General features: G+C 64.4%; 8 protein-coding genes. 4 read left to right on the forward strand and 4 right to left on the reverse strand.

What is annotated here, in order from left to right:
* Positions 1-185 precede the first annotated feature (185 nt).
* Entirely contained in the window at positions 186-1,355 is a 1,170-nt protein-coding gene (tarD, locus tag AC0L3U_RS02325) for a D(-)-tartrate dehydratase (RefSeq protein ID WP_473360525.1), read from the forward strand.
* 162 nt (positions 1,356-1,517) lie between these two features.
* Here tarD and AC0L3U_RS02330 read toward each other — a convergent pair whose 3' ends face one another.
* Positions 1,518-2,870 (reverse strand): malonyl-CoA decarboxylase, encoded by a 1,353-nt coding sequence (locus AC0L3U_RS02330; protein WP_473360526.1) that lies wholly within the window; start codon positions 2,868-2,870, stop codon positions 1,518-1,520.
* 178 nt (positions 2,871-3,048) lie between these two features.
* Positions 3,049-3,900, reverse strand: a complete 852-nt coding sequence (locus AC0L3U_RS02335; protein ID WP_473360527.1) for an AraC family transcriptional regulator — start codon at positions 3,898-3,900, stop codon at positions 3,049-3,051.
* 60 nt (positions 3,901-3,960) lie between these two features.
* Between AC0L3U_RS02335 and AC0L3U_RS02340 the strand changes: the two genes are divergently transcribed.
* Complete coding sequence (locus tag AC0L3U_RS02340) at positions 3,961-5,133, forward strand: MFS transporter (protein WP_473360528.1); 1,173 nt, start codon at positions 3,961-3,963, stop codon at positions 5,131-5,133.
* Positions 5,134-5,533: 400 nt separating this feature from the next.
* Positions 5,534-7,801: a cation:proton antiporter domain-containing protein gene (locus AC0L3U_RS02345; RefSeq protein WP_473360529.1), complete on the forward strand. Its 2,268-nt coding sequence runs from the start codon at positions 5,534-5,536 to the stop codon at positions 7,799-7,801.
* On the opposite strand, the gene AC0L3U_RS02350 is transcribed toward AC0L3U_RS02345, so the two are convergent.
* A complete protein-coding gene (locus AC0L3U_RS02350; protein ID WP_473360530.1) occupies positions 7,798-10,956 on the reverse strand; it encodes an efflux RND transporter permease subunit in 3,159 nt (1,052 codons plus the stop codon). The genes AC0L3U_RS02345 and AC0L3U_RS02350 overlap by 4 nt on opposite strands.
* Positions 10,957-10,971: 15 nt before the next feature.
* The gene (locus AC0L3U_RS02355; protein WP_473360531.1) at positions 10,972-12,165 is read right to left on the reverse strand and encodes an efflux RND transporter periplasmic adaptor subunit; all 1,194 of its coding nucleotides are present in this window, start codon (positions 12,163-12,165) and stop codon (positions 10,972-10,974) included.
* Between the two features lie 255 nt (positions 12,166-12,420).
* Between AC0L3U_RS02355 and AC0L3U_RS02360 the strand changes: the two genes are divergently transcribed.
* A complete protein-coding gene (locus AC0L3U_RS02360) occupies positions 12,421-13,239 on the forward strand; it encodes a transporter substrate-binding domain-containing protein (RefSeq protein WP_473360532.1) in 819 nt (272 codons plus the stop codon).
* Positions 13,240-13,271 lie beyond the last annotated feature (32 nt).

Raw genomic sequence — 13,271 nt, forward strand, 5'->3', positions numbered from 1 at the left:
TGGCACTGCGAGGAGCGAGCTCAACTCTTAGTCCCTCATCCTGAGGAGCGCGGAACGCGCGTCTCGAAGGATGAAGGCCCGGCCAGTGGCCTCGCCCTTCGAGACGCCTGCTTCGCAGGCTCCTCAGGGTGAGGGTCTGCCGGATCGCTACGCTCGCAATGACGAAAGTGAAAGGCCAAAACCCCATGTCCGTCCGCATCGTCGACGTCCGCGAGATCACGAAACCGATCTCTTCGCCGATCCGCAACGCCTATATCGATTTCACCAAGATGACGACGAGCCTGGTTGCGGTCGTCACCGATGTCGTGCGCGACGGCAAGCGCGTCGTCGGCTACGGCTTCAACTCCAACGGCCGCTACGGCCAGGGCGGCCTGATCCGCGAGCGCTTTGCTGCGCGCATCCTGGAGGCCGATCCGAAATCGCTGCTGAACGCGGTCGGCGACAATCTCGACCCCGACAAGGTCTGGGGCGCGATGATGATCAACGAGAAGCCGGGCGGTCACGGCGAGCGCTCCGTCGCGGTCGGCACCATCGATATGGCGGTGTGGGATGCCGTGGCGAAGATCGCAGGGAAACCGCTGTTCCGCTTGCTGGCCGAGCGTCATGGCGTCAAAGCCAATCCGCGCGTGTTCGTCTACGCCGCCGGCGGCTATTATTATCCGGGCAAGGACCTCTCGATGCTGCGCGGCGAGATGCGCGGTTATCTCGATCGCGGCTACAACGTCGTGAAGATGAAGATCGGCGGCGCCGATATCGGGGACGATCGCACCCGCATCGAGGCGGTGCTGAAGGAGATCGGCAAGGACGCGCAGCTCGCCGTCGACGCCAACGGCCGCTTCAATCTCGAAACCGGCATCGCCTATGCCAAGATGCTGCGGGATTATCCGCTGTTCTGGTACGAGGAGGTCGGCGATCCCCTCGACTACGCGCTGCAGGCCGCGCTCGCGGAATTCTATCCGGGACCGATGGCAACGGGCGAAAACCTGTTCAGCCACCAGGACGCCCGCAATCTGATCCGCTACGGCGGCATGCGCCCCGACCGCGACTGGCTGCAATTCGATTGCGCGCTGTCCTACGGCCTGTGCGAATATCAACGCACGCTCGAGGTGCTGAAAACTCATGGCTGGTCGCCGAGCCGCTGCATCCCGCACGGCGGCCACCAGATGTCGCTCAACATCGCAGCCGGCTTAGGCCTTGGCGGCAACGAGAGCTACCCCGACCTGTTCCAGCCCTATGGCGGCTTCCCCGATGGTGTCCGTGTCGAGAACGGCCACATTACCATGCCCGATCTCCCGGGCATCGGCTTCGAGGGCAAATCGGATCTCTACAAGGAGATGAAGGCGCTGGCGGAGTAGGGTTGGAGTGCGAAGGCCGCGCTAATCATTCAGTGTCGTCCCGGCGAAGGCCGGGACCCATAACCCCAAAGAGAGGTTATGGCGCGAGCTGGCAACTCCGAGTCTTCGCCAAACGACTTCCTGTGGTTATGGGTCCCGGCCTTCGCCGGGACGACAGCATAGCTACGACAACCGCATATCCAGCAGCCGTCGCCCTTCGCCCTTCAAGAGCTTCTTCACCGCGCTCGAGGCCACGACCTCGCCGTCATTGGCGTAGGCTTCGTGGTTCTTCTCGATGTCGTCGAGGCGGTAGAGGTAGTTCACCATCACGCCGGCGGACTCGCGCACGCCCTTCGGCGAGAGATCACCTAGCCAGTTGATGCGCTCGAGGCGGGCGCCGTTGCCGAGATGGAAGCGCGCGACGGAGTCGATCAGCTTGCCTTTCGGCGTACGCGCCTTGAGGAAATAGTGCGCCGCGAGCGGTTCGATCACGCCACGTAGCAGTGTCGTGGTCTCGGGGTTCTCGAACCATTTGGGATCGTCGAGGCGCTTCAGCACTTCGCGGTCCTCGTCCGACAGCGGCAAATCCTTGTCCTGCTTCACCCATTGCATGAAGCCCGGCACCGGCGACAGCGTCACGAAATTGTCGAGCTTGGGCAATTCGCGGCGCAGCTCCTCCACCACCTGCTTGATCAGGAAGCTGCCGAAGGAGATGCCGCCGAGACCGCGCTGGGTGTTGGAGATCGAGTAGAACACGGCGGTGCGGGCGCGATCGATCGGGACGGAGGGGCGATCGACGGCGAGCAGCGGCGCGATCGCGCCGGGGATCGTCTCGGTCAGCGCCACCTCGACGAAGATCAGGGGCTCGTCCACCATCGCGGGATGGAAGAAGGCGTAGCAGCGGCGGTCGACCGGATCGATGCGGCGGCGCAGATCGTCCCAGTCGCTGATCTCGTGCACGGCCTCGTAACGGATGATCTTTTCGAGGATGTTGGCCGGGGTCGACCAGTCGATCCTGCGCAGCACGAGAAACCCCCTGTTGAACCATGACGAGAGAAGATGCGAAACGTCGCGATCGAGTGCGGCGAGATCGGTGTGCCCGTTCCTCATGTCGAGCAGGTCGGCGCGCATCTTGACGAGATCCCCGGTGCCGCCGGGCGCGCGGTTGAGGCGGCGGATCAGCTCCTGCCGGCGCGGCTCGGAGGCGAAATGAAGCGCGCTGGCATCCTCGTCGGCCGGCTTGGCGCGCCATGTCTCGATCGCCTTGGACAGGCGTTCCCGATCCGGGCCGAAATCGCGGACCAGGGCTTCGAAGAAGGCGCGACGTCCCGCCGCATCCAAATCCTGGTAGATGTCGAGCACCTCACGCGCCATGGCGGTGCCCGACGCTTCGCCCCGGCCCGACAGCAGCGCGCCACAGAGCTCGATCAGCCCATCGGCGTCCGGCTTGGTGTCGGCAGAATCCCCGCGGCGAAGCAGCGTGCGGCCGCGCTCGGAGATGGTGGTGAGCAGGTCGGAGAAGAAAGCGTTGGCCATCGGGGCTTTCGTGTCAGTTTGTGCGGTGCGGGAATCTTACACGGAATTTGGGCGGAAGCCGATCACAATCAAGCGGGGGATTTTGGCAGGTTTAGTGGGGGCGTGCGTTTCGAAACCCAAAGAAAGCTGTCATGCCCCGGCTTGACCGGGGCATCCAGTACGCCGCAGCTTTTCGGTTCTAGTCGCGCCGTCCCAGAGTACTGGATCGCCCGGTCAAGCTGGGCGATGACACGGAGTGTGTGGCAAACTCCGTCGGCGTCCGCCCCGTCACCTGACGGAACGCGGCCGAAAACGCCGGCACGCTGGCATAGCCGAGCTGGGTCGCGAGCTGCTTCACCGACACATTGGCATCGGTCGACAGCCGCTGGATCGCCGCCGCAATTCTTGCGCGTTGGCACCAGCTCTTGAAGCTCAGCTGCGTCTCGGTCGAAAACAGCCGCGACAGCGTGCGCGCGGAGGTTCCGACCTCGCGCGCCAGCGCGTCGATGTCGTGCAGGCCGGTGGGATCGTCGAGCACGATCATGGCCGCGCGCCGGCAGCGCGGCTCGTGCGGCAGCGGCACGAAGGTCGCGGAATCCTCGGCCTGGACCAGTTCCAGCATCACCAGGCGAACCAGCAGATCGGTCCGCTCCTCGGTATTGCGCGCGTCGAACAGCGCGAGGATCGCCTGGTTCAGCAGCGGCGACACCCGCACCACGAATTCCCTGGTCAGTCCCTCATGGCGCTGCTCGCGCTTCAGCCAGGCCAGGTCGAAGTAGAGCGTGCGCATCTCGATGTCGGCGAGCAGATCGATGGCGTGCTGGAGCCCGGCGGGGACCCACACTGCGCGGTCCGGCGGCACCAGCCAGCGCCCTCCGGGCGTCGTCACCTGCATAGTCCCCTTCGCGGCATAGATCAGCTGCGCCTCGCGATGCAAGTGCGGATCGATCCGCATGCCCTTGGGGTAGTCGCGCGCGACCAGATGCACGCCCGCGGGCGAGCGGTGGTTGCTCCGGACCTCCCGGAGGATTGGCGTTTCCAAGACAGTCATTGGCGGCATCCCGTCATGCCCAAGACATATAACTCATTTCGGAGCAGGAGAGGATTCGGAATGAACAGCCCCAGCCGGGTAATCAGTTTCGTCAACGCGGGCCATTTCATCGATCATTACGCGATGCTGATCTTCGCCGCCGCGGTGATCATCATGGGACCGGCGCTCGGCATGGCCTATTCGGAACTCTTGCCTTATGCGACGCCGGGCTTCGTCGCCTTCGGCGCGGGCTCGCTGCTCACCGGCTGGCTCGGCGATCGCTGGAGCCGCCGCCACATGATGCTGATCTTCTTCGTCGGCATCGGCGCCTCCATGATCTCGGTCGGGTTCGTGCAGACGCAGGCTGAGCTTGGCGCGGCGCTGTTCGCGATCGGCATTTTTGCCTCGATCTATCATCCCGTCGGCACCGCCATGATCGTCTCCTACGCCGACAGGCTCGGCCGCGAGATGGGCATCAACGGCGTCTGGGGCAATCTCGGCGTCGCATCGTCAGCGCTGGTCACTGGCGTGATCGGCCAGTATCTCGGCTGGCGCTTCGCCTTCATCGTCCCTGGCATCGTCACCATCCTGATCGGCATCGCGTTTGCGATGATGGTCGTGCACGAGGACCGCAAGGGCTCGAAGCAGGCGGCAGCGCAGGCGCGGGTCGCCAAGCAGGACATGTGGCGCGTGATCCTGTCGCTGCTGATCGTGGTGATCGCGATCTCGACGACCTTCAATGCCGTCACCGTGGCGCTGCCAAAGCTGTTCGCCGAGCGGCTTGCCGATCTCACCAAAAGCCCGGCGCTGCTCGGCGTCATCGCCGCCTGCGTCTACGTGTTCGGCGCGATGACGCAGTACACGATCGGCCGGCTGCTCGACCGCTATTCGCTGAAGACGGTGGCGCTGCCGCTGTCCTTCATGCTGGCGCCGTTCCTGTATCTGGCCGCGAGCCTGTCCAATTTGCCGCTGATCCTGGTCTCGATCGGCATCGTCATGGGCGCCTTCGGGCAGGTCACGGTCAACGACGCCATGGTTGGCAAATACACCAGCGAGGAATGGCGCTCGCGCGCCTATGCCGTGCGCTACTTCATCGGCTTCACCGCCGCCGGCGCCTCGGTCGGCCTGGTCGCCTGGCTCTACGAGCAGGGCGGCTTCGTCACCATGCTGCATGCCTTCGCCGCCCTCTGCCTGCTCGCGATTGCAGCGGCGATCATTCTCCCGCGCGAGATCAGGACACCGGCGGCGGTCTAGTCTCTCTCCCCGTCATTGCGAGGAGCGCAGCGACGAAGCAATCCAGACCGCCTCCGCGGAGGGACTCTGGATTGCTTCGCTTCGCTCGCAATGACGGAGAAACTCGCAATGACGGGGAGGTGGCGGCGGCTCGCTTAGTCTGCCGATGATGCCATCATGCCAGTGTTTTGCCCGACGGAGCAAGCAGTTTCGGCAAAGACGAAATTTGATTTCGGCAAAGACAAAATTTTTCTCCAGCCTTTTCAACCTCATCCCTACTGTGCATGGGGTTGTTTTTCGCGTTTTTTGATGTTGCCTCCCGAACCCGCTGCAAGCGACAGGAACCCGCAGCGCCCACCGCGGGTTCTATCCCCGTCATCCCGGCACCTCGCCGGGGCAGATGAAGGGGGAAAATTCCTGCATGCAGTGGAGCCTGCTCCGACCGGTCGGCCTTGTCGCCGCGGCTCTCGTCCTCACCACCGTTGCGGCCAGTGCCGAGGGCGGCAAATCGGCCGGTCCCTCGGAATTCCTGCTGGTGGCCCAGATCGTGCTGTTGATCGCGGTCGGCCGTGGTCTCGGCGAGATCATGCAGCGCCTCGGCCAGCCCTCGGTGATCGGCGAATTGCTCGCCGGCATCCTGCTCGGTCCCTCGCTGTTCGGTTGGGTCTGGCCTGACGCGCAGCACGCGATCTTCCCCAGGACGCCCGAGCAGAAGGCGATGATCGACGGCATCGCGCAGTTCGGCATCCTGCTGCTGCTGCTGCTGACCGGCATGGAGACCGACCTCAAGCTGGTCAGGAAAGTCGGCAAGGCCGCGATCGCGATCTCGATTGCCGGCATCCTCGTGCCCTTCGCCTGCGGCTTTGCGCTGGGTGAGTTCCTGCCCGACTCACTCTTGCCGAATCCGCAAGCCCGCCTGGTTGCGTCGCTGTTCATGGGCACGGCGCTGTCGATCTCCTCGGTGAAGATCGTCGCGGTGGTCGTGCGCGAGATGAATTTCATGCGCCGCAATGTCGGCCAGATCATCGTCGCCACCGCCGTCATCGACGACACCATCGGCTGGATCATCATCGCCGTCATCTTCAGCCTGGCCTCGCACGGCACGCTCGATATCGCCTCGGTGGCGAAAGCCGTGCTGGGCACACTGGCCTTCCTCGCCATCAGCTTCACCATCGGCCGCCGCCTCGCGTTCCAGCTGATTCGATGGGCCAACGACACTCTCGTCAGCACCGCGCCGGTCATCACGGTGATCCTGCTGATGATGTGTGCCATGGCGCTGATCACCCATCTGATCGGGGTTCACACCGTGCTCGGCGCCTTTGTCGCCGGCATCCTGGTCGGCGAGTCCCCGATCCTGACCCGGCAGATCGACGAGCGCCTGCGCGGGTTGATCTCCAGTTTCTTCATGCCCGTGTTCTTCGGTCTGGCCGGCTTGAGCGCCGACCTCACGGTGCTCCGCGATCCCCATCTGCTGATGCTGACCGGGCTGCTGGTCGTGATCGCCAGCGTCGGAAAGTTCGGCGGCGCTTTCGTCGGCGGAACCGTGGGCGGGCTGAACACACGGGAGTCGCTGGCCCTCGCGAGCGGCATGAATGCGCGTGGCTCGACCGAGGTGATCATCGCCACCATCGGTCTTTCGATCGGCGTGCTCAGCCAGAACCTGTTCACGATGATCGTGACCATGGCGATCGTGACCACGATGGCCATGCCGCCGATGCTGCGCGCGGCGCTGGCGAAGCTGCCGATGAACGAGGAGGAGAGGGAGCGCCTGGAGCGGGAAGAGTTCGAGAAGCGCGGATTCGTCGCCAATCTCGAACGTCCCTTGCTCGCGGTGGACGAAAGCGTCAACGCCACCTTCGCCGCCCACATCGCCGGCCTGATCGTCGGCATGCGCGGCCTGCCGATCACGGTGCTGCACGTAGGCAAGCGCGCCAAGGAACAGGAGAAGGGCCGCGACGAAGAGGAAAGCCCCGAAACCGTGGTGAAGAAGGCCGCTGAGGCGGTATCTGCCCATGGCGATGGCGATGTCGGCAGCGTCGATGTCGTCACCCGGGCAAGGCGTGCGGAGCTCGGCGAGTCCATTGCCGACGAAGCGCGCAAGGGCTTCGATCTCCTGGTCATCGGCGTCGACAAGGTTGCTGCCGCCAAGGATCGCTTCGATCGGCGGATCGAAGACATCGCAGCGAAGTTCGAAGGACCGCTCGCTATCGTGGCGGCCAAGGGCAAGCACCTGAAGCAGCCGATGCCCGAGGCGCTCAACATCCTCGTTCCGGTCTCCGGCAGCGGCGTCTCCAAGCGCGGCGCCGAGGTCGCGGTCGCGCTGGCGCAGGCGGGATCAGGCTCGCTCCGGGTGATCTATGTCGCGACGACGCGCGACAAGGGCGCGCAGCGCGGCGCCTCTCGGGGTCTGAGCCACGAGGCCGGCATCCTGAAGGACGCCAGCGATCTCGCGGCCCGCTACGAGGTCGACATCACCACCACGTTGCGCGCGAACCGGGCGCCCGAAGCGGCGATCCTGCGCGAGATCGAGACCACCGACGTCGATCTTGTGGTGATGGGCGTCGATCGCATCCAGGCCGATCACCTCTCCTTCGGCGGCGTCGCCGACGCCGTGCTCAGGCAGGCAAAGGTCTCGGTGCTCCTGGTCTCGAGCGGCGAGGCGCGGCCGACGTCCACGGAGAAAGCCTAGGACTTCACCTCGGCCACCGCCACCGCCTTCGGCGTCTTCTTCGACGCCCGCCAGTTCTCGAAGCGTTGCACCACCACGAAGAACGCCGGCACGAACAGCACTGCGAGGCAGGTCGAGGCCAGCATGCCCGAGAACACCGTGATGCCGATCGACTTGCGCGCGCTGGCGCCGGCGCCGGTCGCGATCACCAGCGGCACCACGCCGAGGATGAAGGCGAACGACGTCATCAGGATCGGGCGGAAGCGGGCGCGCGCAGCTTCGATCGCGGATTCCAGCACCGGCTTGCCGTCGCGGCCGTGCAGCTCGAGTCCGACCTCGACGATGAGGATGGCGTTCTTGGCCGAGAGCGCGATCAGCAGGATCAGACCGATCTGGCAATAGAGGTTGTTGTCGATCTTCAGGCCGTTGAGGATCAGCATCGGTCCGAGCAACGACAGCGGCACCGCCAGGATCACCGAGATCGGCGCGTACCAGCTCTCGTATTGGCCGGCGAGCACGAGATAGACCAGCAGCATGGCGAGACCGAACACCCAGTAGATCTGGTTGGAGACGGCCTTCTCCTGATAGGACATCGCGGTCCATTCGAAGCCGGTGCCCGGCGGCAGCGTCTTGTCCGCGATCTCCTCCATCAGCTTCAGCGACTGGCCGGAGGAATAGCCCTGCGCCGGCAGGCCGATCACGGTCGAGGACGGATAGAGATTGTAGAGACTGATCAGCGAGGGACCGGTGGCCGGCGTGATGGTGGCAACCGTGCCGATCGGGATCATGTCGCCGTTCGAGTTGCGCACCATCATGTTGGCGATGTCGCGCTCGGTGACGCGGAAGGCGGGATCGGCTTGGGTGTAGACCTGGAACACGCGGCCGAACTTGTTGAACTGGTTGACATAGGACGAGCCGAGATAGGTCGAGAGCGCCGCGAACACCTGGTCGGTCGTGACATGCAGCGTCTGGGTCTTGATGCGGTCGATCTCGACGTTGAACTGCGGCACCGAGGAGCGGAACGAGGACTGGACGCGCTGCAGCGCGCTCTGGCTCTGGCCATTGCTGACCATCGCGCCGGTGATTGCCTGGAGCTTGGCGAAATCGCTGTTGCCATCGCGCAGCTCGACCTGCATCGAGAAGCCGGCCGCGTTGCCGATGCCCTGGATCGGCGGCGGCGGCAGCACCAGCGTACGTGCCTCCATGATCACCGCGAGCTTGTCGTTCAGCCCGTAGACCAGTGAACGCAGATCCTCGCCCGGTCCTTTGCGCGCGTCCCAGTCCTTCAGGATGATGTAGGCGACACCTGCATTGGCAAGGCTGGCGCTGTTGTCGAGCGCGGAGATGCCGGCGATGGTGATGACCTGCTGGACTCCCGGCGTGTCCTTGATCAGCTCGCTGGCTCTGTCGAGCACCTTCTGGGTCCGCTCCAATGCGGCGCCGTCGGGCAGCTGCACGGCGGCGATGAGATAGCCCTGGTCCTCGATCGGAAGGAAGCCGGTCGGCACCCGGGACAGCCCGTAGCCGCCGATCCCGATCAGTACCAGCGCGAATGCGACCGAGATCGTGGCATGCCTGCACAGGAAGCTGATCAGCCTTGTGTAGCCGCGCTCGACACGGTTATAAACCGCGTTGAAGCCGCGATAGAAGAAGTTGCGCTGCTCCGGCGGCACCGTCGGCCGCAGCCAGAGCGCGCATTGCGTCGGCTTCAGCGTCGCCGCGTTGATGGCGGACAGAAGCGCGGTCGCGGCGATCACCAGCGCGAATTGCGAATAGATCCGGCCGGTGAGCCCGGCGAGGAACGATGCCGGCAGGAATACCGAGATCAGCACCAGCGTGATGCCGACGATCGGCGCGAACAGCTGGTCCATCGCCTTGATCGCGGCGTCATGGCCGTTCATACCCTGCTCGATGTTGTGGGCCGCGCCCTCGACCACGACGATGGCATCGTCGACGACGATGCCGATCGCCAGCACGATCGCGAACAGCGTCGACATGTTGATCGTGAAACCGAGCGCCGCCATCGCGGCGAACGCGCCGATGATGGTGACGGGAACGGTCGTCGCCGGCACCAGCATCGCGCGCCAGTCCTGCAAGAACACCAGGATCACGACCAGCACCAGCAGGCCTGCCTCGATCAGCGTCATGTAGACTTCGTGCACCGAGGCCTGCACGAATTTGGTGGTGTCGAACGGCGTGTCGTACTTCATCCCCTGCGGGAAGGCCTTTGCAAGCTCCGTCATCTTCTTCTCGACGGCCTGCTCGACCTGGAGTGCATTGGCGCCGGGCGACTGGAATACGCCGATGCCGGTGGCCGGCTGCTTGTTCAGGGAGAAGATCTGGCTGTAGGTCTGCGCGCCCAATTCGACCCAGCCGACGTCGCGCACCCGCGTGACGTCGCCGCCGGTGCCCGATTTGACGATGATGTTCTCGAACTCGGCGGTGTCGTCTAGCCTGCCGTTGACGTTGAGGGTGTACTGAAACGCCTGTCCCGACGGCGTCGGCGGCGCGCCGACCTGGCCGGCGGAGACCTGTTGGCTCTGCTGCTGGATCGCCTGGATGACGTCCTGCGGCACCAGACCACGGACCTGCAGCTTGTTCGGATCGAGCCACACCCGCATCGAATACTGACCGGCGCCGAACACGGTGACGTTGCCGACGCCGGGCAGGCGCGAGAGTTCGTCGCGGAGGTTGATGGTGGCGTAGTTGCTCAAATAAAGGCTGTCGAACGTCTTGTCCGGCGAGGTCAGCGTCACGAACAGCAGGATGGACGTCGACCGCTTCTGCACGGTGACGCCCTGGTTCTGCACCGACTGGGGCAGTTGCGACAGCGCGCTGGAGACGCGGTTTTGCACCAGCACCTGCGCGAAGTTGAGGTCGGTGCCGATCTTGAAGGTCACGGTCAACGTATAGGTGCCGTCGGAGCCGCTGTAGGACTGCATGTAGAGCATGTCCTCGACGCCGTTGACCTGTTGTTCGATCGGCAAGGCAACCGTGTCGATCACGGTCTTGGCGCTGGCGCCGGGGTAGCGTGTGGTGACCTGCACCGTCGGCGGCACCACGTCGGGATATTGCGCGATCGCGAGGTTGAACAGCGCGACGCCGCCGATCAGGATCATCAGCAGCGCGATGACGTTCGAGAGGACTGGCCGCTCGATGAAGAACTTTGAGATCATGGCAGGCGCTCCTACTTACTTGGCAGACGCCTGCGGCTGCTCGATCTTCGTCACCTGCGGGTCAATCTTCTGGCCCGGGATTACTCGCAGCAGCCCTGCGGTCACCACGCGGTCATCAGGCTTCAAGCCGCTTTCGATCACGCGCAGGCCGTTGTCGACGGGACCGATCTGCACCTTGCGCTGCTCGACAACATTGTCGCCGTTGACGACGAGCAGATAGCGGCCGCCCTGGTCGCTGCCGAGCGCGGTGTCGGGCACGAGCAGGGCGTCCTTCTCCTGGGTGAAGGGCACGCGAACGCGGACGAAATAGCCGGGCAGCAGCACCCGCTTGTCGTTGGGCACGAGACCGCGCACCGCGAGCGTGCCGGTCGACTGGGTGAGAGTCGGAGCGACATAGTCGAGCTTGCCCTCATGCGGATAGCCGGCCTCGGTCTGCAGGCCGACTTGAATCGGGAATTGCTTCATGTCGGCGGCGGTGAGCCCGCGGCGGGCGGCCTCGGCACGGATGCGCAGCACGTCCTGCTCGTTGACGGTGAAGTTCACATAGATCGGATCCATCGCGACGATGGAGGCGAGTTGAGTGGGCGAGGAGACCCCGACGAGTTCGCCGATCGAGGCCATATGCGCACTGACGACGCCGTCGAATGGTGCGCTCACCTTGGTGTAGCCGTAGTTGACTTCGGCGAGGCGGGTGTTGGCCTGGGCCTGCTGGAGGTTGGCCTGTGCGTTGTCGCGGTTCGAGGTCGAGCTGTCCAAAGTCGCTTGCGAGACCGCTTGCCGCTGCACGAGATCGCTCTGCCGCTTGTAGTCGGCTTCCGCCTGCCGGAGCGAGGCCTGCGCGCCGGCCTCGGCCGCCTGCGCCTGATCGAGCTTGAGCTTGTAGGTCTCGGGCTCGATCGTGAACAGCTGGGTGCCTTGCTTGACGAAGGCGCCGTCCTGGTAATCGATCGATTGAAGGAATCCTTGCACGCGCGCTACGAGATCGACATTCTTGACCGGCGCGGTGTTGCCGGTGGCCTCGACATACCGCGTCACCGGACGCTGCACCGGCGCGGCGACGTCCACCTTGGGCGGCGGCGGGGCGACGAACGTATTCTTGTCCTCACAGCCGGCGAGCGCGGCCACGGCCATGGCGGCGGCCAGTGCCCGCCCGACACGTCTCCACGCTGCGTTGCGTCGTGCGGGAGATGCGGGATTCGCGCAGGTCATTCGGTGGCCCCCGGTTACTGTCTGTCGGGGCGGGAGGCTACCAACAAATGCCCGGACGTGGAACACCATAGCCATGGCAGTCGTCGGCCTTGCACTGCAGACTGCGCTGTGGCCTTTGGCAGTTTTGCCATCACAAACCGCTTTCCATCGTGCGCACGATCGACCAGAATTATGTCAAGGGTCCTGCGGCAGCACGCGAAGCAGTCGGGACGAACAAGAGAAGAATAAAAGAAGAAAAGGTCGGGAGATCATGACATGCCTACGTCTCTCCAGTCGGTTCTTAAGTCGGTCCTTGCCGGCCTCGTTCTCGCCGCGGCCGTTGCCATGCCCGCGCTAGCCGATGGTCTGAAGGATGAGATCGCACCGACCGGCAAGCTGCGGGTCGCGATCGCAATCAGCCCGGCTGGCGGCGCGTTCTGGTCCACCAAGACCGAAGCCGGTTATGCCGGCGTGCCGGTCGATCTCGGCAGGGAGATGGCCGCCCAGCTCGGCGTCCCCGTCGAATATGTCGTGCACCAGAATTCCGGCCAGATCACCGATGCGGCATCGAAAGGCACTCTTGAAAAAGGTGCTTGGGACGTCACCTGGCTCCCGAAGGATCCCGAGCGCGAGACCAGGATGATGTTCGGCCCGATCTACGAGGTCGCGGACGCCACCTACATCGTGAAGGCCGGTTCGAGCGTCAGTAACTTTGCCACGCTCGACCAGGTGGGCATCAAGGTCGCGGCCGTCAACGCCACGACCACGATGCGCGGCGCGGTCGCGCATCTGAAGAATGCGAAGGTCACGGGCTATCAGACCTATGACGAGATCTTCGGGCTCCTCAGCAGCGGCGAGATCGATGCCTTCGCGCTGTCGCGCGATCAGCTCAACAAGATGGCGCAGAAGATCCCGGGCACGCGCGTGCTCGACGAGACCTTCAAGAAGACCGTCACCGCCGTCGCCGTCCCGCTCGGCCATAGCCATGCATTGGCGTTCGTGAGCAAATTCATGAACGACGCGGTGACGAACGGCACCTTGCGCAAGGCCTATGACAACAATGGCCTGAAGGACACGCCGATCCGCACCGAATAGGATATGAACAGCTGGGAGGCTGCCGAACGTGC

This window comes from Bradyrhizobium sp. Kon69 (assembly GCF_055807515.1).

Bases quoted from the DNA above. Each gene is read 5' to 3' on its own strand.
- tarD (WP_473360525.1), top strand. From the start codon at position 186: ATGTCCGTCCGCATCGTCGACGTCCGCGAGATCACGAAACCGATCTCT.
- AC0L3U_RS02330 (WP_473360526.1), bottom strand. From the start codon at position 2,870: ATGGCCAACGCTTTCTTCTCCGACCTGCTCACCACCATCTCCGAGCGC.
- AC0L3U_RS02335 (WP_473360527.1), bottom strand. From the start codon at position 3,900: ATGACTGTCTTGGAAACGCCAATCCTCCGGGAGGTCCGGAGCAACCAC.
- AC0L3U_RS02340 (WP_473360528.1), top strand. From the start codon at position 3,961: ATGAACAGCCCCAGCCGGGTAATCAGTTTCGTCAACGCGGGCCATTTC.
- AC0L3U_RS02345 (WP_473360529.1), top strand. From the start codon at position 5,534: ATGCAGTGGAGCCTGCTCCGACCGGTCGGCCTTGTCGCCGCGGCTCTC.
- AC0L3U_RS02350 (WP_473360530.1), bottom strand. From the start codon at position 10,956: ATGATCTCAAAGTTCTTCATCGAGCGGCCAGTCCTCTCGAACGTCATC.
- AC0L3U_RS02355 (WP_473360531.1), bottom strand. From the start codon at position 12,165: ATGACCTGCGCGAATCCCGCATCTCCCGCACGACGCAACGCAGCGTGG.
- AC0L3U_RS02360 (WP_473360532.1), top strand. From the start codon at position 12,421: ATGCCTACGTCTCTCCAGTCGGTTCTTAAGTCGGTCCTTGCCGGCCTC.